This window comes from Bacillus sp. FSL K6-3458, assembly GCF_038005045.1.
GTDB classification, from domain to species: domain Bacteria; phylum Bacillota; class Bacilli; order Bacillales; family Bacillaceae; genus Bacillus; species Bacillus altitudinis.
Map to the genome: position 1 here is coordinate 3,466,992 of NZ_JBBOSI010000001.1, position 21,378 is coordinate 3,488,369.

Below are 21,378 nucleotides of genomic sequence, written 5' to 3' on the forward strand. Positions count from 1 at the left end.
ATAAGGAATAGTGACCTTTATCAAAAAATCCTTTTCCATCAACTGATCAGCTCCGAAAAATGAATGATTCTGTTTAGTTGATTTGTGGAACGACAATACTTGCATCTTTCACACCGATTTGGTGGCTCACCGCCATGTTTCACTTGAATGATTCGCTCCATATGCTTCTCAATATCTTCAAGCTCGACTTCCATTCTGGAATTGTCTATATTGATTACGGCTTTATCTGGTGGATCTTCTTTTGAAATGGCAACGATAAGAGGCTCAAGCCATTCATTCCTTTTAGACATTTGCCTTTCTAACTCTGCATAAATTGCCATTTGACCTATATATCCGTAAGCCTCTACAAATGAACAATATCCTAGTTCTTGATCCCAAACTTTTTCACGAAGGGAACGTGTTGTCTTTAAATCTGCGAAACGTCCTCCATTTGGGTTGTAGACATCGAGCTTGCCTTTCCACGGAACACCAAACAATTCACCAGTAACAATGACTTCTTTCTCTCCTTGAAGAACAAACATACACAGATCATCGTTTTGAATTGATTCAATCATGAGATCAGCTAATTGATATTGCTTGTACAGCTGGCCCTTTTGAGTGAACAATGATGGTGTATTCATCTTGAAGGAATCGAATGCCTTTTCACCTTCTAACCAAGCATGAACATACTGGCCGAAGAGAAGAGCCTCAGAGGACGGCGGCTGCCATTCGCCGTTAATCTTTGCAATCGTAGCCGCCTCACACTCTAAGAAACTTTTATATTGAGAATTAGACATGTAGACTTTATCTATCTCGTTAGAGTAATAGTTATCTTGATTGATCACCGGAATCCCCATTTACAGGATCACCCGCCTTTTTATTGCTTTCTTTTTGTTCCTTTTGTTTTTGAAAGTCTTCTTCTGCCTTTGACTTGGTGGCACTGCTAACTTTCACATTGAAGTAATCTTCTTTCTTTGCCATACCATCACGTAAGGAAGTGTAAATACGACCAATCTTGAGATAATCTTGCTCAGTAAAAGCATCCAAGTTGCTCCCTACATATTCTTCGATCATTTCTTTAGTAACACCAAATTCAGTTTTAAAAGCTGATAAGGCGTTTCTCAAACGGTCCTCTAACGGCTCCTTATGTCCGTTAATCAATGTTTTTTGACACATATCAACAGCGGCATCTACAATGTCTCCTGGTATTACTCCAAGAATGCAGGCACGAACACGGCGTGCCCCTAGATTAGCCACAAGCTCATAAATATCTCTCGAATCATTCAACTTAGTTACGGTTCCCTTAGCTTTCCGTTCATGTTTTACCGTGAATATTTTTGTTTGTCGTGTATTTGTCTCAAGATCCCACGCATACGCCATTACTGACGATTCACCCGCTTTTTGTTCTAGCTCAATTATCCCGTAATCAATGTTCCCCCAGTTCTGAGCCAAAGCCTCAGCAAGCCGGATAGAAGGACCTGAAATTTTCGATCCACCTTTTGGGTATTCGTAAACAGCACTCTCAGCTAACAGCTTTCTTTCACATGCTTTCTTAATTCGCTCAAATGCAGCATAGACGTCTCTCGGAAATTTTTTTGCTACGACCATAGCAGCTTGAACCTCTTGCGCCTGCCTGCTCACCATTGCTTCTGTTGTGACGGAAGTTGCTGTATTTCCTTGAGGCATATAATTCGAGTAATCAATATTGGTTAAACCATTCATTACATTTCCACCTTTCTGCGATATGCCGCCTGCCCCAATTGAATGTATTTCTGTTTTGCTTGAGCGTTCGGAAAGTTGAACACAGGTTGTCCTTTTTTGTAGTCGATCCAACCGCCCGCTTGCTCTAAACGTTCTTGCGCTTCACGGCGGTGATCAAAACTGATTTGATATTTTGACATCATGTATACCTCCATTGAATTTTTGTTAAAGATTTGGTATACTGTCCGTAACCAATCAGAAGCAGTACACCTTAAAACTCGCTATGCCAAGCGGGTTTTTTTATTTGTCATCCTCTTCTTCCTCTTCATAACCGTCTCTTTCTTGCTCGTCTTTCCAATGACTCTTCGGATAACCAAAGCTATTAATCTGCGTTACCATCGGATGCTCAATATTCAATTGTCTCGCTCCTTTCAGTTCGTGTGACAACCTCAAGACGTACACCATGTTTTTTCTGAATTGACTCAGCTGCTTTAATTAAAAGCCCCTCGTTATTCATCCGCACAAGATCCTCGCTGATATTTCTAATGCTTCCAACTAGACTTGCAAGTTCGTCATAGTCACCATCTTTTAGTGCTTGATGAGCAAGGTATAAAAGCTCTTTTGCACTGTCAATTTTTGATTCCGCCAGCGGAATATCTTCACTTAAAAACTGCTTATCAATCATGCTAGTACGGCCTCCCTATCCTGCCTTTTGTGCATTGCTACCTCTGCGACAATGGCCTTTTTAGACCATTTCTCAGTTAAGTCTGTTATTTTTAAGCCAAACTCACGAGCCATTGAGTACATGAGTGTTTTATTTGCTTGTGTCAGGTCGTATATTTGCTTGATAGCCTGCATCGGAAGCTCGCCATGTTTGCCCGGTCGGGTATTGTTCAACCATTCCGCAAGCTCGCTGATAGCTTGTTGTGCATCTTTCATTTCCTGTACCAAATTGATCAGGGCTTTATGTGGACTATCATTTAAGGCGGGATCAATCGGTGCCGCGGCGAGTGGATGAAGCTTGAAAATGAAATGAACAAGGTCAATATGTTCATAGGCTCCACATGCTTTGAACCAGTTGATGCACAATTCAGGTGTAGGTCTGACATAACCATTTTCAATGTCTGATACATTCCTCTGATCACGCCCTCCGATTAATTTGCCTAGCTGATACTGCGAATATCCGGCTTCTTTCCTCACTCCCCTCATGATTTCAGGTAAATTCCGCTGATTATACGGACTGTTCTGCATTTGTTCCCATCCTTTTCTATTCAGTTTTTGTTGTTAAAATATTAATGAAGGGACAGGCAAGGTATAGAAAACCCTGCGCTGAATTGGTTAACGATTATGCTGTTTCTGACGCTAGAAATTTATTAATAAAATAAACTTGACCTTTTCCAGTCACTTTCGGTGTGCGTGTTGTTCTAACTGAACCGTCAGGATTGTTAACAGCTCGCTTCTTAATCTCGAACAGCCCCATATCCATACTGCGCTGTGTTGGGAGATTATAGGATTCACCTTTTTTGCGGATTAAGTATCCATTCTCTCTTAACCATTCAAAGAGTTTGTTTGGTCCGATTTGCACATTATTTTGTTGAAGCAGTTTTGCTAATTCTCCAACAAGTACAGATGATTCAGACGTTTCGACTGCATCTGCGAAAAGCGCTTTAGGCTTCATTGCTTCAATCTGCTTACTTTGTTCTTTCATCGTTTGCAAGGTGGCTCTGAAAAAATGTTTTGTTTGTTCATCAGCCTGCGGCAGATAAGTTTGAATGAATAGATCATCGTTTGCTACATAACCGCCTGTCTTTCGGATTGTCGGAATAACTTCATGGGTGATCCATCGCTTAAATTGTTTAGCTTCAGGTTTGCGGCTTCCTAGAATTAATGTGTAAAGACCTGGTTCGTTTACGATTGTTTTATTGGGATTGCCAATACCCTCATTTAAAATGATGGTATTCTTCTCATCATTTTCTAAACGACTTAAAGCCTGACTTGGGTTACCGATTTCTAATACGTCACATACATCCTTTGCGACAAACCAAGGTTGTCCATCTTGAATGACTGTTCGGACTTCTTGATCCTGATAATTGAAAATCTGTTGTAATTGATTCATGTTTTAACCTCCAAATCTTGTATAACTATTAATCTTTCATGTGGTAAAATCTTCATGAAGGTGGTGATAAAATGAATGCATATTTATGGAACTTGGATATTGAAGAACTCCCTTGTGGTTGGGAAAATATCTATCAAGAAGCTCTAGTTGATTTTCCTGATGGAAAAACATTCAAAGAAACAACGAATGGTCCTGATGACATATACGAATTCTTTTCTAATCCTGTTAAATATAAGGAATTGTTAATCCAGTTGTTTAACTTTCATAAATCTAAAGCTCAGAAGCTTTTTGAATCTAATGATCTTTTAACTGACAGAAAAGCTATAAGTGATTTGATTAAGCACGATATGGCTTTAGATCACTTGGTATCAACTTGGGTTTCTACTGAAAAAACTTTGGATTCTTTTGACCCTAACACTGTTGAAAGAGATATTTTTGATCCAGAATGGTACTTCTCGAATGATGACTTCAATCAGTCAAAAGGGTATTCAAAATTGAGGTTCATTCAATTTTAGTAATTACAAGCCCTTCTCTTTCTAAGGTTTTCTCAATGAATTGTAAGAAGTTAGCAGGGTTCACTCTCGCTGGACCCTGTTTTCTCAAACTGGACAAAGAATGTTCAGATACTTGAAGAATGCTTGTTAACATCCCATTAGGGCTTTCTCTCAAATGTTTTTGAACTGTTTCTGTTAATGAATAACTTTCCATGTTCTTGTTCATGCTGTGACTCCTTTCTTGAAGTAATCTGTGTTTTCGTTAATCCAGCGGGTATTGTTTTCAATCCACTTGAAAAGCAAGTGTGTTGGAATTAATAGACCCGCTTCTCTAAATACCGGAAAGTCTTCACGGTTTAAAAGCTGTGAAGCCTTTGTATCTTTAATGTTGAATAGCTCCATAAGCTGTTTTTTCGTTAGCATTGGCGGCAGTTGAGTTGTTCTAAAATCCTGCATCGCTTTAGCAACTTCTTCCGCAATGATTTCTCTGAACATTTCCTTAAAGGCTTCATGGTCGATGTTCAACATGTTAAAACCTCCTATGCGGTATTTGATTTTTGATCCTTATAATTCTTCGTTTCGTATATTTTGTTCACAAAAAAATTTTGGATCGGTTCGTCTAATACACAAGCAATATCTTTTAACAATTCAACATGAATCTTTCGTCTGCCAAGTTCATATGAGTTGTAAGTAGCTATAGGGACATTTAGTTCTTGCGCTACGAATTTTTGAGTCATTCCCTTTGATTTACGAATGTTGCGTAACTTTTCATTTACTTTCATGTAGATACACCCCCTTATATACGAATTGAAGAACTTGCTGTTAACCCTATATTAATTCTTCGTTTCGTATATGTCAATAAAAAATTATACTTTTCGTTTATTTTTTTTACTCATATTGAAGAATGTTGTACAATTTGTAGAAAGTATGAATATCTTGGAGGAATAAAAATGGCTCTGGGAGCACGCATAAGAGCTTTGAGAGAAGCTAAAAAACTCACACAAAAAGCTCTTGCTGATAAATTAAACATTCCACATCAGAATTTATCCAATTATGAACGTGGTTTTAGAAATCCCGATTATGAAACATTAATCAAAATAGCGGAGTTTTTTGAAGTAACAACTGACTATCTGCTAACGGGAAAAGAACTTAACTCTTCTTCAAATCCTCACAAGGGTGACTTGATGGATCAGGCATTAAAGGTATTAGACAGTCCTGAGACATTCATTGCTGCTTCTGACGGAAAAATTACACCTGAGATGCAGGAATATGTTTTGGAGTACATTCTAGAAGAATTAAAAAAAAATAAAGGCCGCAACAAATAATTCAAAAATGCTTATATATAAATATTTATTATTATGTTTAGTTTAGTTTAGTTTAATTAATGCTGAAGGTTCTGCTGTAAAAATTACAGTAATACCTACAATTGAACGACCATTCAACTGTAAAAATTACAGTAGAGTCTACAATCATTTTTTCTCAATTGAAGGTTCTGCTGTAATTTTTACAGTATAAATCTTGTATAAGGATGTAAAAATTTTCGATATTTGTTGAAATATTGAATGAGTATATACCGATCTGTAGATAGAGAGATTGATCGTTTATATAAAAATTATGTTTAAAAGGGGAATTTGTTTTGAAAAAATTACTTGTATTGTTTTTAGCATTGGGTTTAACACTTGCACTTGCAGCATGCGGATCAGAAGACACTTCTTCTGCTAGTAACAGTGAGTCATCTAAAGAAACGAAAAAAGAAGACAAAAAGAAAACTAAGGAAGCTAAAATGAACACCGATGTTAAAGTTGGTGATATGGTATACAACATTAAATCAAAATCAACTTCTGAAAAAGTGGGTCCTTCAATTGCCCCGGAAACTGCGAATGGTAAATACCTTATCATTGAAGCTGATTTAAAAAATACCGGAAATGAAAAGATCATGGTCGATGCCTCATTCTTCAAACTTAAACGCGGGAAAAAGACATATGAAGCTGATTCCACTGCCAGTATATCAGCTAACCAAAAAGAAGATGGATCAATTGATAACAGCTTTTTAATGCAAGATTTAAACCCGGATGTTGAAATGAAGGGTAAAGTTGTTTTTGATGTCCCTGCAAAAGTAGCGGAAGCTGAAGATTTGAAATTAGAAGTACAGACTGGCGTTTTTGGCACTCAGACTGGCACAATCAAATTATCTAAGTAAGCCTTCGGGCTTCTTTTTTAAAAACAAAACAAGAACATACATTCCCTATATTGATTTTATCCTGAAATTGAAATATCATAAAAGTTATACAATATATACAAATAATGGTTTTGGGTAGGCTGATATATTCTGGACGGGAGAATGATGTAATGTTTGGTTTCTTCTTGCAGCTTTTCTTTATGATCATCGGTGCAGTTTTTTGGACTTATCACCAATACTTCTACAGACCAGACATCAAAGAAAATATTGTCCTTCTAATCATCATCATAAGTTTCACAGCGATCTTCTTTTTTAAAGACATAGAATGGAAAAAAGCTGAATAACGCCCTGTAACATCGGGCTATTTTTTAAAACCAAAAACAGAACACACGTTCTAAATTTTGTCGAAGTTTGCAGAAAATTGGTCTCTATTTCCAGTACAAAATATGACAAGCTTCTCCTATAATTACATGAAAGACCATATTTTTCCCAAAGTAAAATATAGATATTTTGGAGGGGATCAACTCATCATGGGGTATGTCAAAAGTCATTTAGAAGAATGGATTGAAGATCTCTACAGAAGTATTAATATTCAACACTCTCATCAAATTAATTTTGAACAGATTGCCGAATCTTTGGGTTTAAACGTAAGATTCAGTCCGCAAAAAAGCTTTGGTTTCCGGGCACTTAATAAATATGTGATTGTTCTAGATAAAAGAAAAACGAGGCAAGAGCAATGGTTAGATTTCGCACATGAATTGTGTCATATATACAGACATGAGAACGATATCAAAATTATGCCCCGCACATGGAATGAATACAACGAGAGACAGGCAACGTATTTTGCATATCACTTTTGTGTACCAAGTTTTATGTTGAAAAGTTTGAGTTTGCCACCTGACCAAAACAAAGCAGCGCTTCTTGTTGCGGACATCTTTAAAGTCACTTGTGAATTTGCAAAACGCAGGCTGTGCCTGTATTACAATAAAATCAAATATTATTGAGAGGAGAATTTTAATGGTTGCTTACAAAAAAGAAAAATCAAAAAAGGCTGCTAAAGGTTATACATGGTATTTTGTAATGGATGATGGCCATGATCCGAGGACTGGCAAGCGCAGACAAATTAAACGAAGAGGATTCAAAACTAAAAAAGAAGCAGAAGAAGCATATTCACAGCTAAAATCAAAGTTGTCTTCTGGATTAGTATTGGATAAAGAGAAAATACTGTTTTCTGATTTGCAGAAACTCTGGTACAAAGAGTATCAGAAAACAGTTAAAATCAGTACACTTCGAGCAAGAAAAAGTGAAATAGACCATCTTGTCGATTATTTCGGTCATATGAAAATAAAAGATATTAATCGTTCTGTTTATCAGGATTTTTTAGATTACCTAAATTCCAAAGAATATTCATTTAATACAATAAGCGGCATTCACACTACCGCAAGCATGATTTTCAAGTATGCTCGGCAAGAAGATATTATTTTAAAAAGTCCGACTGAATTTGCAAAACCTCAAAAACCACAAGTCACGGTCGAACAAATAGAATCTTCAAATGAAGTGGAAAACTTCCTAGAAGGTGATGAACTTGTGCAGTTTCTTGATCTCACTGAAAAACACGGTCTTCTTCTCGACTTTGAATATTTTTGTACGGCTGCATTTACAGGTACTAGAGCTGGAGAAAGACTTGCAGCAAAATGGAAAGACTTAGACCTGGAGGATGAAACCAAGACATTACGGATAACCAAAACATTGTTCTGCCCTTCTAATAAAGCAAGTGACTATCAGCTTTTAACACCAAAGACACCTGCAGCTATAAGAGAAGTTCCTTTGTCTGACTTTCTGGCCGCTCTACTTAAACGACTGAAACTGAAACAAGCAAAAATAGCATTTGCGAATGGCAGGACGTTTAGTGATGAAGACTTTATTTTCGCACGAGCAGATGGTCATCCAGAAAACATAAAGAAATTCGATACACGTATGAGGCGAATTTTAAAAAGAATGGATCTAAACAAAAAAATAACTCAGCATACATTTAGACATACATTTACTTCATTAGCCGCAGAAGCAAATGTACCACTTGAAGAAATTCAAAAAATACTTGGTCACGGGAATGATGATATAACTCGTAGAGTTTATTTACACACTACAAAAAAAGTGAGAGAAAGAACATCAGAAAAGTTTAATTCATTTGTTAATGATCTCTCATTAAAAATCCAATCTTCATAGTTCCGTGACCAAATTGTGACCAATTTTATAAAGACAAAACAAAAACCCCTATATTTCAAGGGGTTTTCGAGGGTGTTTACATCATTCCACCCATGCCGCCCATGCCGCCCATATCCGGCATTCCGCCGCCTGAGCCGCCTTCTTCTGGTTTGTCAGCTACGACTGCTTCAGTTGTAAGAAGCATAGCTGCTACAGAAGCTGCGTTTTGAAGTGCAGAGCGAGTGACTTTTGTTGGGTCAACGATTCCTTTTTCGATCATGTTTATCCATTCGTTTGTTGCTGCGTTAAAGCCTACGCCAATTTCTTCGTTTTTCAAGCGCTCAACGATGACTGATCCTTCAAGACCTGCGTTGTGAGCGATTTGACGAATTGGCTCTTCAAGAGAACGTAGAACGATGTTCACACCTGTTTGAACGTCACCATCAGCTTCGATGGAAGCGACTTTGTTGTATACATTCACAAGTGCTGTACCACCACCGGATACGATACCTTCTTCAACTGCTGCACGAGTTGAGTTCAGTGCATCCTCGATGCGTAGTTTACGCTCTTTTAGTTCTGTTTCAGTTGCAGCACCAACTTTGATGACAGCAACGCCGCCAGCTAGTTTTGCAAGACGTTCTTGTAATTTTTCTTTATCGAATTCAGAAGTTGTTTCTTCTACTTGCGCACGAATTTGGTTCACGCGTGCTGCGATTTGAGCAGAATCTCCTGACCCTTCTACGATCGTTGTGTTTTCTTTTGTAACAACCACTTTAGACGCACGGCCAAGCTGACCAATTTCAGTTGATTTCAGGTCAAGTCCTAGGTCTTCTGTGATTAATTCCCCGCCTGTTAGAACAGAGATGTCTTCAAGCATTGCTTTACGACGATCACCGAATCCAGGTGCTTTTACAGCCACTGCGTTGAATGTTCCACGAAGTTTGTTCACAACAAGTGTTGCAAGTGCTTCGCCTTCTACATCTTCAGCAATGATCAATAATGGTTTTCCTTGTTGTACGACTTGCTCAAGTACAGGAAGGATTTCTTGAATGTTTGTGATCTTTTTATCAGTGATTAAGATGTAAGGATTTTCAAGAACCGCTTCCATCTTATCAGAATCAGTGACCATGTATGGTGAAGCGTATCCACGGTCAAACTGCATTCCTTCAACCACTTCAAGCTCAGTTGTGAAACCTTTAGATTCTTCAATTGTGATGACGCCGTCGTTTCCTACACGCTCCATCGCTTCAGCAATTAGGCTGCCGACTTCTTCATCTGCTGCAGAAATAGACGCAACTTGAGCAATTGATTCTTTACCTTCGATTGGTTTAGAAATCTCGTGTAAGCCTTCAAGTGCTACTTTCACTGCTTCTTCGATTCCTTTACGAACGCCAACAGGGTTTGCACCAGCTGTTACGTTTTTAAGACCTTCACGGATCATTGCTTGAGCTAGAACTGTTGCAGTCGTTGTACCGTCACCAGCTACATCGTTTGTTTTGCTTGCAACTTCTGCCACAAGTTTTGCACCCATGTTTTCAAATGCATCTTCTAATTCGATTTCTTTTGCAATCGTTACACCATCATTTGTGATAAGTGGAGAACCGAATTTTTTCTCAAGAACCACATTACGTCCTTTAGGTCCTAAAGTTACTTTTACAGCATCTGCAAGTGCATCTACACCACGTAACATCGCACGACGTGCTTCTTCACTGAACTTAATATCTTTTGCCATAATAACGAAACCTCCTCAGTCTTTTTAGAAATATATCTCAATCTTTGTTTATGTGATTAACCAATAACAGCTAAAATGTCGCTTTCACGAAGGATTAAATATTCTTTTCCTTCATATTTCACTTCAGTACCTGCATATTTTGAGAAGATAATGCGGTCGCCTGTGTTTACTTCTAACGCAACGCGCTCACCACTTTCAAGTACACGACCTGAACCTGCTGCAACAATTTTACCTTCTTGCGGTTTTTCTTTTGCAGAATCCGGTAAGACAATACCGCTAGCGGTTTTTTCCTCAGATTCAACGAGTTCAATGATTACGCGATCGCCTAATGGCTTTAACATAAGAAACAACCTCCTCAATTTTTATATGTAGTCTTTTTTAGCACTCATCATCAACGAGTGCTAACACATTTATTATAATAAAGAATGTCTTCTGTAATTTCAAGTAAAAACCTTTAAAAATTTTTACGCTTTCATGATCTTTTTTTATCACCGATTCTTTCCTTTTCAACGAAAAAGAAGACTTGTGTTACAATAAATCTAGTTCTTTTAGTAAAGGGGTTTTCGTTACTTGAAAAAACAATATTGGTACATCATCTTAACGTATATATTGGTGCAATTTTCTGCGTTTCCGTATGTGTTCATCATGAAGTGGTTAGGTTACATTCAGACACCGATGACACAAGCAGAGCTCTCCAAATTGTCAGGAACATGGACAATCATCAGCTTCTGTATTGGACTAATCATTATTCTGCTCATCCTTCGGACTGTACCAAAAGCTTCACTTCGAAATGAAGCACCGGCATCAGTCGGCGTGGCAATCGCTTGGATCATTGGCGGTTTCTTTCTTTCCCTCTTTGCACAATCCATTGCGGGGGCGATTGAACAATATGCATTTGGCATTAGCCGAGAATCCGAAAATACTCAAAACATTTTAGCCATTATGGATGCAGTTCCATGGCTTGTAATCGTCATCGCTCTGATTGGACCGATATTAGAAGAAATCATTTTTCGAAAAATCATTTTTGGTGTGGTTTATGAAAAAACGAATTTTTTCATTGGCGCACTTGTCAGTTCAGTGGTTTTTGCTGCTGTACACAATGATTTCCCACATATCTTGCTCTATACCGCAATGGGCTTTACATTTGCCTTTTTATATGCGAAAACAAAACGAATCATTGTGCCAATCGGTGCTCATATGCTGATGAATTCGCTCGTTATCCTTGTGCAGATTGAGCCAGTAAGAAAAATGATTGAAGAACAATCTCAAACAATGCAAATGATTATTGGAGGCTTTTTCTCATGAGAAACCCTGTCGTATGGGGCATTATTTATTTTGCCGTAGGTGTGGCGTTCACCTATATGGCCATTCAAAATCCAGGTGACATGTGGTCATTTTACAGCATTTTGCTGATGGTGTTTGCGGCCTATAATATCAATATCGCGTTAAAAATGTTTGCTTTTTCTGTCAAAATGAAAAAACAGCAGCAAAAATAAAGCAAAAACCATTTTCCGCCGTTTGGAAAATGGTTTTTTTATGGAGGTCATGTTTTCATGGAACACGAAAAACTGAACATCATGAACAATCAGCATGAAACGATTGGTACAGCCGCTCGATCTGATATCCATGCTGAGGGCCTTTGGCATGAAACCTTTCATTTCTGGCTTTTAAAAAAGGAAGATGACACAGTGTTTCTCTATTTTCAGCTGAGGAGTCCCTCCAAAAAGGATTTCCCTTCTCTACTTGATATCACCGCAGCAGGCCACCTTCTCGCAGATGAACAGCCTTCTGATGGCATCAGAGAAGTCGAAGAAGAGCTTGGTCTTTCCATCTCGTTTGAGAACCTTACCTTTGCTGGTGTCATGAAAGATGAAATCCATATGCCATCGTTTACCGATCGTGAGTTTTGCCATGTGTATCTTTATATGGATCAAAAAGAGCACATGGATGTCCATCTACAGAAAGAAGAAGTTGCTGGACTTTATAGAGCAAGGCTGATGGATGCACAGCAGCTTTTAAATAGAGAATGCGAAAAAATGAAAATCGAGGGCTTTGAAGTGGATGCAGACGGCAAGCGACGTGAGGAAAAGAGAGAGGTCCATGTACATGATTTTGTCCCGCATGAACCTGCCTATTATGAGCATCTCTTTGAAGCAATCAATCAATTTCTTTCACAATAGAAAAAGCATCGTGACCCCTATTTGGATCACGATGCTTTTTTATGAGACAACATCATTTTCTTTCTCCTCTGTCTCTGTTTGCTGCATTTTGCGATAGGTCACTCTTGAAATGACAATACTCACTTCATACAAAACGAGCATTGGCAAGGTAACCATGAGGTGAGAAACGAGCTCTGGCGGTGTAATCAGTGCGGCAATGACAAGGAGGACAAAATAGGCATACTTCCGTATTTTTGATAAAAACATCGGTGTAATGATACCAAGTCTAGTGAGAAACATCAACACGACAGGCATCTGAAACAAAAAGCCAAATGGAAGTGTTAACTGCATCAGAAATGTAAAATACTCATGAATCCCAATCACTTGCTCCACATGTAAATCATTTGACATCCGTATCATAAAATCGACGACAAATGGAAACAAAATAAAATAAGAGAAAGCCACACCGCTCAGAAATAAAAGCAGTGCAATCGGAATATAAGCAAGTGTCACCTTTCTTTCTTTTTCATATAAGCCAGGACTCACAAACGCCCAAAGCTGATATAAGATCACGGGACACGTCAAAACAAGAGCAATGACAAAAGCGAACTGCATAAACACGTACAGTGGATCTGTGAGCTTAAATGCGTTCAATGTCAGTGTGGCCGCTTCATCGGTATTTTGTAAATACACAATGACCGGCTTAGCGAGAAAAAAACCTGCCACCATAAAGGTGACAAAAAACATCGCAATGATCACTAAACGTTTTCGCAGTTCCACAATATGCTCCATAAGCGGCATATCTTTGACATTCATGAAGCTCATCCTATTCTACTGATCTTCTTTTTTCTTTTTTTCTTCCTGATCATCAGCTAAACCTTTTGTGGCATTTTTGAATTCACGTAATGTATCTCCTGCTGCTCTTCCTAATTCAGGAAGCTTTTTCGGCCCAAAAATAATGAGCGCAACAACCGCAATCAGAACCAAACTTCCAGGACCGATCGGACCCATTTGCTCCACCCCCTTTACCCCTTTTCGTCAGTCCTCCTGTGTAACAGAGTAATGCTTTAAGAAATACACAAGAGACTGAAGTTCAACCGCCAAATCTATATGATGAATTCGAATGTGTTCCGGCACATTCAATCGAGCCGGCGTAAAGTTAAGGATTCCTTTGATGCCAAGGGCAATCAAACGATCTGTAATGGATTGAGCTGCTACGGCAGGCACTGTCAAAATCGCAACAGGAATATCTCCTACCTCTTGCACATGCTCTTCAAGCTTATCCAAATCATAGACAGGCACGCCGCCTATCTCACTTCCTATTTTACTCTCATTGACGTCAAAAGCCATTGAAATTTTTGTATTATTATTTTTAATGAAATTATAGTGTAAAAAAGCAGTCCCTAAATTCCCGACACCGATGAGCATGACATTCGTCATTTCATCTTGGTCAAGGGTTTTTCTAAAGAAGGTCAAGAGGTAATCGACGTTATAGCCATACCCTTTCTTCCCAAGTGCACCAAAGTAAGAAAAATCTCGGCGAATGGTGGCAGAATCCACTTTGACTGCATCACTAAGCTCTGCCGATGACACCCTTTGTTTTCCTGATGCATGCAGATTTTTTAAAAAACGGTAGTAAAGCGGCAAACGTTTGGCTGTCGCTTGTGGAATTTTTGACTGGTCTATATTCATATAAGATCCTCCAACTTAAATATCAGATGCTCTGTGAAAATCACCGTTTTTCCCGCCTGTTTTTTCTACTAGATAGGTCGGGCCGATGATCATCCCTTTGTCTATTGCTTTGCACATGTCATAAACGGTCAGTGCACATACTGAGGCAGAAGTGAGCGCTTCCATCTCCACACCCGTACTTCCTTTTGTTTTCACCTGTACTTGTATGTTCAGAATGTACGCATTTCCGTCTTCCTCCCAATCAAAGGAGATATCGACACCTTTTAATGCAAGCGGATGACACATTGGAATGATGCTGGACGTTTGCTTTGCTGCCATGATGCCAGCTACCTGTGCGACAGATAATACATCCCCTTTTCCAATGTCATGCTTTTGTATTTGATGAAATACTTCTTTTATCATACGAACGCTTGAAACAGCAACGGCAGTTCTCACTGTAGACGATTTGTCACTAATGTCGACCATCTTTGCTCTTCCTTGTTCGTTAAAGTGGCTAAATTGACTCATCTTTCAACGCTCCCTCACTCAAATCATACACTATTTTTTCCTATCTGTCTTTCATTTGACCATGGCAGCCGTATGTAAGATTTGCCGGTTTACTGCTGATAAGCTACACTTAACATATTATAGCAGAGGTGAAGTTACATGATGATTCTACAAGTGAATCAGCTGTCCAAATCGTTTGGCGCTGATACCGTTTTAACGAATATAAAATTGGAAGTCAAAGCGAGGGATCGTATTGCCATTGTCGGTCGTAACGGTGCAGGAAAATCCACGCTTTTAAAAATCATTGCCGGTCAAATGTCTTACGAACAAGGTGAGATCATCAAACCGAAAGACCTATCCATTGGATATCTAGCACAGCATACAGATGTGACGTCTACACGTACGCTAAAAGACGAACTACTATCCGTTTTCGATCATTTAAAAGAAATGGAACAAGAGATGAGAACCATAGAAGAGAAAATGGCTTCTTCCACAGGAACAGAATTAGATTCTCTAATGAAAACCTATGACAGACTGCAGCAAGCTTTTAAAGATCAAGGCGGCTATCAATATGAAGCAGATGTCCGCTCCATTTTACACGGACTCGGCTTTAGTCATTTTGAAGACCATACAACCGTCCAATCCTTAAGCGGCGGTCAGAAAACCCGTCTAGCGCTTGGAAAGCTATTATTGATGAAACCAGAACTCTTGATTTTGGATGAGCCAACCAACCATCTAGATATTGATACCTTATCATGGCTTGAGCAGTATTTGCAAAATTATACAGGAGCCATCCTCATCGTTTCCCATGACCGATACTTCTTAGACAAAGTCGTGAACCATGTATATGAAGTGTCAAGAACAGCGATGAAAAAGTTCGCTGGGAACTATAGTAAGTATCTTGACCAAAAAGCTGAGCAGCTAGAGCGTGATATGAAGCTGTATGAAAAACAACAAGAAGAAATTTCGAAGCTTCAAGATTTCGTGGATCGCAACTTAGCAAGAGCCTCCACCACAAAGCGTGCTCAAAGCAGGCGGAAACAGCTGGAACGGATGGATCGTTTAGATAAGCCGTTAGGAGATGAAAAATCCGCAAACTTCCATTTCGATATTATGAGGCAAAGCGGAAATGACGTGCTGAAGGTGCATGATCTCGATATTAGTTACGATGAAAAAACGCCGCTCCTCTCCTCCCTCTCTTTTCATATTAAACGGGAGGATAGCGTGGCACTCATCGGTCCTAACGGTATCGGGAAATCAACTCTTTTAAAAACCTTAACGGATACGTTAAAACCAGTAAAAGGCGATATCAGCTTTGGTTCTCATGTGACGATTGGCTACTATGATCAGGAACAAGCCAAGCTGACATCCTCCAAGAAAGTGTTAAATGAACTTTGGGATGATTATCCCCATATGACTGAAAAAGACATTCGGACTTGTTTAGGAAACTTCCTTTTTTCAGGTGATGACGTCTTAAAGCCTGTACATGCTTTAAGTGGTGGAGAAAAAGCACGACTTGCACTGGCAAAGCTGATGCTCCAAAAAGCCAATTTCCTCATTCTCGATGAACCGACGAACCATCTTGATTTAGACAGTAAGGAAATATTAGAGAATGCACTAATTGATTATCCAGGCACCATCTTGTTTGTTTCGCATGACCGTTACTTTATCAATCGCTTGGCAACAAAAGTACTTGAGCTTTCACCAAATGAAACAAAAGAATACCTCGGTGACTACGACTATTATCTTGAAAAGAAAAACGAACAATTAGAGCTTGAAGCACTCCAAACTCAGGAGACGCATAAAAAACAAGCAGAAAAACCAGTAGAAACAGCAAAACTTTCCTATGCAGAAGAGAAAGAACTCAAAAAGAAAGAAAGACAAAAGCAGCGCCGAATTGAAGAAATTGAAGAGCGTATCGCTGTCATCGAAGACAAGCTCGGTGAAAACGAAGAGCTTCTATGTGATCCTGCTATTTTCCAAGATCACGAGAAAGTACAAGCCATTCAAACAGAAAATGATGCGCTCAATCAAGAGATGGAATCACTTTTTGCGGAATGGGAAGATCTATCAGATGCATAAAGAGTGCCCTAACGGGTGCTCTTTTTTTAAGGTGAGAATCTTTATCCACAATGATACCCACAATAACATCTTGATTATTCTTAAATATTTTAAAGTTATCCACTTTATCCACAGCATTTTAATCACATATCCACATAAAAGAACACATTTATACACATTCTCTTCATTTTAAAACGAATTTTCTAACAATTGTGGATATATAACGTTTACATGTGAATAAATCGCTTTCATTTCAATAGAAAAAACTCCTGTATATCCACAGGAGTTCTTATTCATAGGAGACAAGCGGCAGTCCAGGTTGACCGTTCATTGCCATGTCGCCTCTTATTCCCTTTTCAAATGCAATGGTTCCCGCAGCAGCAATCATGGCTGCATTGTCTGTACAAAGAGACAATGGCGGAATCATGACATTCACTTCAGGTAGCTTCGCAAATGCTGAAGTAAGGGCTTCTCTAAGACCTTTATTGGCAGCAACCCCGCCAGCTAGAACGACTTGTTTCACACCATACGCTTCAGCCGCTTTTAATGTCTTTCCGACTAACACCTCAATCACGCTTTCTTGGAAACTTGCAGCCAAATCCTCTGGCGCAATGGTTTCACCCTTTTGAGACGCATTGTGTAGTGTGTTGATAACCGCTGATTTTAAACCGCTGAAGCTAAAATGATAAGACCCTTCTTCAAGCCATGCTCGAGGAAGCTTAATCGTTGGCTCCCCTTCATGTGCCAATCGATCAATGTGAGGTCCCCCTGGATATGGCAGACCCATTGTCCGAGCTACTTTGTCATACGCTTCTCCAGCCGCATCATCCAACGTTTCACCAATGACCTCAAAAGACCCATGCTCTTTCATCAAAACAAGCTCAGTATGCCCACCAGAGACGACTAGAGCTAAACAAGGAAACACCAGTTCACCAACGAGCTGGTTCGCATAAATGTGTCCAGCAATATGATGAACACCAACAAGCGGAATTTGTTGTGCAAAACTCAATGCTTTGGCTGCATTGACACCTATCAAAAGTGCACCAACTAAGCCCGGACCTTCTGTCACAGCAATGGCGTCTAAATCCTGAAAGGTCATATTGGCCTGCGTCATGACTTCTTCTAATACGATCGTCATTTGTTCCACATGATGCCTTGAAGCGATTTCTGGTACCACGCCGCCAAATCGTTTATGACTTTCTATTTGTGAGGCGACAACATTCGCTACAATCTCTTTCCCATTTTTCACAATGGACGCAGCTGTTTCGTCACAGCTTGTTTCTATACCTAATATGAATCGATCTTTTTTTTCACTCATTTATCTTCACCCACATGACTAATGCATCTTCCCCGTTATCCGTATAATAATTCTTTCGAATAGAAGCTGGTTTAAAACCTAGCTTTTCATAAAGGGATTGTGCTGGCGTATTTGATACCCGCACTTCTAGTGAAAGATGATCTGTCTTTTTTTCTTTGCAAAATTCCATGACATATCGAAGCAGCGCTTCCCCGTATCCTTTTCCCCGGTGCTCAGGGAGAATCGCAATATTCGTAATTTGTGCATCATCCATGACAATCCAAACGCCGCAATACCCAACAGGCTGACCATCTTCTTCAATGAGGAAATAATGGCTGTATTGGTTATGGAGAATTTCATAGACAAACGACTCTTTTTTCCAAGGCGCTGTAAACGAATGCACTTCAATCGTATATACCTCTGGGATGTCCTCTACTGTCATTCTTCGCATCTCTACTGTGTTGAGATTATTTTTGTCCTTCAAGCCATTTCACTTCCGCTTCTGCCAAACGAATATAATTAGGAACAAGCTGATGGACATCTTCAGAAGGGCGGTCTGCCCCTAAAAATGCGAGCACTGAAGGTCTTGGGTTGTGAAATGCCTCGTCTGCGATCACAGCAGTTTCTCCAAGTATGGAGAGAACATTCTCTTGATGAAGATGCACATCATGTCCAAGAAATAAAACAGAGTCCCCTTCCTTTTTCAGCTCTTGAAGCCAATCAGTAAGCAGGATATTTTGATCTGGTTTCGCTTCTTTTATCTTTCCACCTTCAAATGTATATAACCCTGTATAAACTTGTCCTCTTCTTGCATCAAATATAGGAGAAATCATTCCATCAAAATATCGAGCATTTGCCGCCAGCGTTTCTAAACTTGAAACAGCAGTTATCGGGATAGACAGCGTCCAAGCAAGTGTTTTTGCAATGGTCACACCGATTCTAACGCCAGTGTAAGAACCGGGTCCTTTGGCTACAACAATTTTGCTTAATTCGTTCGGTGCTACGCCGCATTCTTTCATCAATGCTTCAACTGTCGGCATTGCACGTACTGAATGATTCTTCTTTAAGTACGTAATACTTTCCCCAACCACAGTGTCATCACGGACAAGAGCTATTCCGAGTGTATGGTTTGACGTATCAATTGCCAGTATGGTCAATGTCTTTCATCTCCTTACAAAGGGCCTCGTAGCGCTCCCCTTTTGCATAAAACGTGAGATGACGTTCTTCTTCACGTTCTGTTCTCAGCATTTCAATTTTTAAATACGATGAAGGCAATTGAGGTTCAATGAGATGTGCCCATTCAACCAAACATACACCTTCCCCCTCAAAATATTCGACCAGTCCAATATCTTCTTCCGCATCTTCCATACGATACACATCCATATGATAAAGTGGCAGTCTGCCATCCGTATATTCTTTAATAATTGTAAAAGTAGGGCTGTTGACGATACGGGTAATACCTAAGCCTTCTGCAAAACCTTTTGAAAAAGTCGTTTTACCTGCGCCTAAGTCTCCTTCTAATGTTAAGACATCGCTGGGCTTCACAAGTGTAGCCAAGGCAGCAGCAATTCGTTTCGTCTCATCCGCACCTTTTGTTGTCCACGTTAACTTCATGGTGGAGTCACCTCATTTCTTAAAATGATTATATCCTTTTTTCATTAAAATTGTTTGTTGATCATGGTCTTTTAAAATAACGCTGGACGCTCGATCATCTTTGACTTGTCCAATACGCGTGACCTGAATGTGTTCTTTTTTACATTGCGTCTCAAATCGCTTCCAATCCGTTTCAGGGATCGTACCAGTTAAGACAAAATCCTCTCCACCGAACAAGACCCATTCAAGCCATTCTTTATGTAACAACGGTAGATGTGGATGTTTTGGGAGCTGATCAGCTTCAATTTCAATCGTCACACGACTGGCTTCCGCTATTTCGTTTAACTCACTCGCTAATCCGTCACTCACATCATTCAAGGTCACCCGGGGGAAGCTTGAACAAATAAGGCCAGCAGCAATATGCGGCTGCGGCATTTTGTGTCGCTCTAGAAAAAAAGCAGTGTCAATCGAATGTGCAGCATTTACTTCATTCATTAAAAGCGATAGCCCAGCAGCTGATGAACCTAGTTCACCTGTGACAAAGACAATGTCTCCTGTCTGAGCACTATGACGGTAACAGGCTGTTCCCTTTAGAATCTCACCAATGACCGTTACTGTAATGACAAAGTCACTGCGGGTGGCTACTGTATCTCCACCGATTAAATCCATATGATATCTGTCAGCCAATGCTTTCATTCCCTCGTAAAAAGCTGCGACAATTGCTTCATCCCCATGAGGCGGGATCGCGATTGATACAAGATAATACTTAGGGGTCCCTCCCATGGCTGCGATATCACTGATATTCACTGCCAGCGCTTTAAATCCAACCTCAAAGGGTGTGGAAAAATCAAATCGAAAATGGACATGCTCTACCATTGTATCAACACAAACGACCTCTTCACAATGTGAATGAGGTTGATAAACACTAGCATCATCACCGATGCCCATGACCAAAGAACGCTGATGCGTTTCTTTTGGTGTAATTCGGCGAATAAGATCAAATTCATCCATAAAAGACAGCCCCTTCATACAATCAACTGATTGAGCAAACATGATGTCAGACACAGTTAGTATTAGTGTAGCGAATATGAGCCTCGGTTCCAACTAAAAACGATATAAAGAAAGCCTGGTATAAAAAAACCAGGCGTTGTTTGTTGAAGTCATGATCTTTTCTTATCACATTTAGTGTAGCCAAACACAAGGAGTTTCATTGCATCTAGGATACTTATTGAAAGAAAAAGACATAAAAAAAAAACGAAACTATACGTTTTCGTTTACAAGTCATAAAAATGGCGGTCCGGACGGGACTCGAACCCGCGACCTCCTGCGTGACAGGCAGGCATTCTAACCAACTGAACTACCGGACCATTTTGGCTGTACTCAATGAGTACTCCCTATTTAATAGGTAAAATAATTTGGTTGCGGGGGCAGGATTTGAACCTGCGACCTTCGGGTTATGAGCCCGACGAGCTACCGAACTGCTCCACCCCGCGACGATATAAAATGAAAAGCTTGGCGGCGTCCTACTCTCACAGGGGGAAACCCCCAACTACCATCGGCGCTGAAGAGCTTAACTTCCGTGTTCGGTATGGGAACGGGTGTGACCTCTTCGCTATCGCCACCAAACCTGATGGAGAGAATGTTCTCTCAAAACTAGATAACAATGTTCATTTTTCACATTAGA

At 39.7% G+C, this 21,378-nt stretch carries 30 protein-coding genes, 2 tRNA genes and 1 rRNA gene; 10 read left to right on the forward strand and 23 right to left on the reverse strand.

Annotated elements, in window-relative coordinates; all coding sequences use genetic code 11:
- Window positions 1-38: 38 nt before the first annotated feature.
- The 6 genes from MHH23_RS18305 to MHH23_RS18330 all read right to left on the reverse strand — a co-directional run bounded on the left by MHH23_RS18305 (window position 39) and on the right by MHH23_RS18330 (window position 3,796).
- On the reverse strand, window positions 39-836 hold the full coding sequence (locus tag MHH23_RS18305) for a PD-(D/E)XK nuclease-like domain-containing protein (protein WP_327862189.1): 798 nt from the start codon (window positions 834-836) through the stop codon (window positions 39-41).
- Window positions 808-1,701: a hypothetical protein gene (locus MHH23_RS18310; RefSeq protein WP_267527916.1), complete on the reverse strand. Its 894-nt coding sequence runs from the start codon at window positions 1,699-1,701 to the stop codon at window positions 808-810. The genes MHH23_RS18305 and MHH23_RS18310 overlap by 29 nt, the downstream gene beginning before the upstream one ends.
- On the reverse strand, window positions 1,701-1,880 hold the full coding sequence (locus tag MHH23_RS18315) for a hypothetical protein (protein WP_106036630.1): 180 nt from the start codon (window positions 1,878-1,880) through the stop codon (window positions 1,701-1,703). Before MHH23_RS18315 ends, MHH23_RS18310 begins: the two co-directional genes overlap by 1 nt.
- Before the next feature lie 206 nt (window positions 1,881-2,086).
- A complete protein-coding gene (locus MHH23_RS18320) occupies window positions 2,087-2,365 on the reverse strand; it encodes a YqaH family protein (RefSeq protein ID WP_340960032.1) in 279 nt (92 codons plus the stop codon).
- On the reverse strand, window positions 2,362-2,931 hold the full coding sequence (locus MHH23_RS18325; protein ID WP_327862191.1) for a helix-turn-helix domain-containing protein: 570 nt from the start codon (window positions 2,929-2,931) through the stop codon (window positions 2,362-2,364). The genes MHH23_RS18320 and MHH23_RS18325 overlap by 4 nt, the downstream gene beginning before the upstream one ends.
- Before the next feature lie 94 nt (window positions 2,932-3,025).
- The gene (locus MHH23_RS18330) at window positions 3,026-3,796 is read right to left on the reverse strand and encodes a phage antirepressor (RefSeq protein ID WP_327862192.1); all 771 of its coding nucleotides are present in this window, start codon (window positions 3,794-3,796) and stop codon (window positions 3,026-3,028) included.
- Window positions 3,797-3,867: 71 nt separating this feature from the next.
- Here MHH23_RS18330 and MHH23_RS18335 point away from each other — a divergent pair, with 71 nt between their 5' ends.
- A complete protein-coding gene (locus MHH23_RS18335) occupies window positions 3,868-4,311 on the forward strand; it encodes a hypothetical protein (protein WP_327862193.1) in 444 nt (147 codons plus the stop codon).
- Here the strand turns inward: MHH23_RS18335 and MHH23_RS18340 are convergent.
- Genes MHH23_RS18340 through MHH23_RS18350 form a run of 3 tightly spaced genes read right to left on the reverse strand, consistent with a single transcriptional unit; the run spans window position 4,298 to window position 5,072 of the window.
- Complete coding sequence (locus tag MHH23_RS18340) at window positions 4,298-4,516, reverse strand: hypothetical protein (protein ID WP_099679808.1); 219 nt, start codon at window positions 4,514-4,516, stop codon at window positions 4,298-4,300. The genes MHH23_RS18335 and MHH23_RS18340 overlap by 14 nt on opposite strands.
- Window positions 4,513-4,818, reverse strand: coding sequence for a hypothetical protein (locus MHH23_RS18345; RefSeq protein WP_007496139.1), 306 nt, complete (start codon window positions 4,816-4,818; stop codon window positions 4,513-4,515). Before MHH23_RS18345 ends, MHH23_RS18340 begins: the two co-directional genes overlap by 4 nt.
- An 11-nt stretch (window positions 4,819-4,829) precedes the next feature.
- Window positions 4,830-5,072, reverse strand: a complete 243-nt coding sequence (locus tag MHH23_RS18350) for a helix-turn-helix domain-containing protein (RefSeq protein WP_136945031.1) — start codon at window positions 5,070-5,072, stop codon at window positions 4,830-4,832.
- 168 nt (window positions 5,073-5,240) lie between these two features.
- Between MHH23_RS18350 and MHH23_RS18355 the strand changes: the two genes are divergently transcribed.
- The 5 genes from MHH23_RS18355 (at window position 5,241) to MHH23_RS18375 (ending at window position 8,695) form a co-directional block, all read left to right on the forward strand.
- Window positions 5,241-5,615: a helix-turn-helix domain-containing protein gene (locus tag MHH23_RS18355; protein WP_136945032.1), complete on the forward strand. Its 375-nt coding sequence runs from the start codon at window positions 5,241-5,243 to the stop codon at window positions 5,613-5,615.
- Window positions 5,616-5,926: 311 nt separating this feature from the next.
- On the forward strand, window positions 5,927-6,490 hold the full coding sequence (locus MHH23_RS18360; protein WP_327862194.1) for a DUF4352 domain-containing protein: 564 nt from the start codon (window positions 5,927-5,929) through the stop codon (window positions 6,488-6,490).
- 149 nt (window positions 6,491-6,639) lie between these two features.
- Window positions 6,640-6,813, forward strand: coding sequence for a hypothetical protein (locus MHH23_RS18365; RefSeq protein ID WP_268359227.1), 174 nt, complete (start codon window positions 6,640-6,642; stop codon window positions 6,811-6,813).
- 186 nt (window positions 6,814-6,999) lie between these two features.
- On the forward strand, window positions 7,000-7,473 hold the full coding sequence (locus MHH23_RS18370; RefSeq protein ID WP_007496145.1) for an ImmA/IrrE family metallo-endopeptidase: 474 nt from the start codon (window positions 7,000-7,002) through the stop codon (window positions 7,471-7,473).
- A gap of 13 nt (window positions 7,474-7,486) precedes the next feature.
- Complete coding sequence (locus MHH23_RS18375; RefSeq protein WP_327862195.1) at window positions 7,487-8,695, forward strand: site-specific integrase; 1,209 nt, start codon at window positions 7,487-7,489, stop codon at window positions 8,693-8,695.
- 76 nt (window positions 8,696-8,771) lie between these two features.
- Here MHH23_RS18375 and groL read toward each other — a convergent pair whose 3' ends face one another.
- Window positions 8,772-10,406, reverse strand: a complete 1,635-nt coding sequence (gene groL / locus MHH23_RS18380; protein WP_340960036.1) for a chaperonin GroEL — start codon at window positions 10,404-10,406, stop codon at window positions 8,772-8,774.
- Window positions 10,407-10,462: 56 nt separating this feature from the next.
- Window positions 10,463-10,747 carry a co-chaperone GroES gene (groES, locus tag MHH23_RS18385; RefSeq protein ID WP_003214120.1) on the reverse strand — a complete coding sequence of 95 codons (285 nt, stop codon included), beginning with the start codon at window positions 10,745-10,747 and terminating at the stop codon, window positions 10,463-10,465.
- Between the two features lie 229 nt (window positions 10,748-10,976).
- Here groES and MHH23_RS18390 point away from each other — a divergent pair, with 229 nt between their 5' ends.
- The 3 genes from MHH23_RS18390 to MHH23_RS18400 are packed head-to-tail and all read left to right on the forward strand — an operon-like array spanning window position 10,977 to window position 12,586.
- Entirely contained in the window at window positions 10,977-11,711 is a 735-nt protein-coding gene (locus MHH23_RS18390; RefSeq protein ID WP_024719333.1) for a CPBP family intramembrane glutamic endopeptidase, read from the forward strand.
- Window positions 11,708-11,902, forward strand: coding sequence for a YdiK family protein (locus MHH23_RS18395; protein WP_017366710.1), 195 nt, complete (start codon window positions 11,708-11,710; stop codon window positions 11,900-11,902). The genes MHH23_RS18390 and MHH23_RS18395 overlap by 4 nt, the downstream gene beginning before the upstream one ends.
- Window positions 11,903-11,959: 57 nt before the next feature.
- On the forward strand, window positions 11,960-12,586 hold the full coding sequence (locus tag MHH23_RS18400) for an NUDIX hydrolase (RefSeq protein ID WP_268431649.1): 627 nt from the start codon (window positions 11,960-11,962) through the stop codon (window positions 12,584-12,586).
- A gap of 39 nt (window positions 12,587-12,625) precedes the next feature.
- Here MHH23_RS18400 and tatC read toward each other — a convergent pair whose 3' ends face one another.
- The 4 genes from tatC to moaC are packed head-to-tail and all read right to left on the reverse strand — an operon-like array spanning window position 12,626 to window position 14,764.
- The gene (gene tatC, locus MHH23_RS18405) at window positions 12,626-13,390 is read right to left on the reverse strand and encodes a twin-arginine translocase subunit TatC (protein ID WP_096881072.1); all 765 of its coding nucleotides are present in this window, start codon (window positions 13,388-13,390) and stop codon (window positions 12,626-12,628) included.
- A gap of 6 nt (window positions 13,391-13,396) precedes the next feature.
- A complete protein-coding gene (locus tag MHH23_RS18410; protein ID WP_008344374.1) occupies window positions 13,397-13,576 on the reverse strand; it encodes a twin-arginine translocase TatA/TatE family subunit in 180 nt (59 codons plus the stop codon).
- A 27-nt stretch (window positions 13,577-13,603) separates the two neighbouring features.
- On the reverse strand, window positions 13,604-14,257 hold the full coding sequence (locus MHH23_RS18415) for a redox-sensing transcriptional repressor Rex (RefSeq protein ID WP_008355687.1): 654 nt from the start codon (window positions 14,255-14,257) through the stop codon (window positions 13,604-13,606).
- Between the two features lie 15 nt (window positions 14,258-14,272).
- Window positions 14,273-14,764 carry a cyclic pyranopterin monophosphate synthase MoaC gene (moaC, locus tag MHH23_RS18420; RefSeq protein WP_026050052.1) on the reverse strand — a complete coding sequence of 164 codons (492 nt, stop codon included), beginning with the start codon at window positions 14,762-14,764 and terminating at the stop codon, window positions 14,273-14,275.
- 138 nt (window positions 14,765-14,902) lie between these two features.
- On the opposite strand from moaC, the gene MHH23_RS18425 reads away from it, so the two are divergent.
- Complete coding sequence (locus tag MHH23_RS18425) at window positions 14,903-16,825, forward strand: ABC-F family ATP-binding cassette domain-containing protein (RefSeq protein WP_212361010.1); 1,923 nt, start codon at window positions 14,903-14,905, stop codon at window positions 16,823-16,825.
- 268 nt (window positions 16,826-17,093) lie between these two features.
- Here MHH23_RS18425 and tsaD read toward each other — a convergent pair whose 3' ends face one another.
- The 8 genes from tsaD to rrf all read right to left on the reverse strand — a co-directional run bounded on the left by tsaD (window position 17,094) and on the right by rrf (window position 21,320).
- A complete protein-coding gene (gene tsaD / locus MHH23_RS18430; protein ID WP_024719329.1) occupies window positions 17,094-18,122 on the reverse strand; it encodes a tRNA (adenosine(37)-N6)-threonylcarbamoyltransferase complex transferase subunit TsaD in 1,029 nt (342 codons plus the stop codon).
- Window positions 18,115-18,543 carry a ribosomal protein S18-alanine N-acetyltransferase gene (rimI, locus tag MHH23_RS18435; protein WP_008344382.1) on the reverse strand — a complete coding sequence of 143 codons (429 nt, stop codon included), beginning with the start codon at window positions 18,541-18,543 and terminating at the stop codon, window positions 18,115-18,117. The genes tsaD and rimI overlap by 8 nt, the downstream gene beginning before the upstream one ends.
- A 25-nt stretch (window positions 18,544-18,568) precedes the next feature.
- Window positions 18,569-19,258 (reverse strand): tRNA (adenosine(37)-N6)-threonylcarbamoyltransferase complex dimerization subunit type 1 TsaB, encoded by a 690-nt coding sequence (gene tsaB / locus MHH23_RS18440; RefSeq protein WP_039170066.1) that lies wholly within the window; start codon window positions 19,256-19,258, stop codon window positions 18,569-18,571.
- Window positions 19,239-19,715, reverse strand: a complete 477-nt coding sequence (tsaE, locus tag MHH23_RS18445) for a tRNA (adenosine(37)-N6)-threonylcarbamoyltransferase complex ATPase subunit type 1 TsaE (protein ID WP_039170068.1) — start codon at window positions 19,713-19,715, stop codon at window positions 19,239-19,241. Before tsaE ends, tsaB begins: the two co-directional genes overlap by 20 nt.
- Before the next feature lie 12 nt (window positions 19,716-19,727).
- Complete coding sequence (thiL, locus tag MHH23_RS18450) at window positions 19,728-20,705, reverse strand: thiamine-phosphate kinase (RefSeq protein ID WP_039170070.1); 978 nt, start codon at window positions 20,703-20,705, stop codon at window positions 19,728-19,730.
- Window positions 20,706-20,984: 279 nt separating this feature from the next.
- Window positions 20,985-21,061 (reverse strand) — tRNA-Asp (locus MHH23_RS18455).
- Window positions 21,062-21,110: 49 nt separating this feature from the next.
- Window positions 21,111-21,187: transfer RNA gene (locus MHH23_RS18460), tRNA-Met, on the reverse strand.
- A gap of 17 nt (window positions 21,188-21,204) precedes the next feature.
- A 5S ribosomal RNA gene (rrf, locus tag MHH23_RS18465) occupies window positions 21,205-21,320 on the reverse strand.
- Window positions 21,321-21,378: the final 58 nt, after the last annotated feature.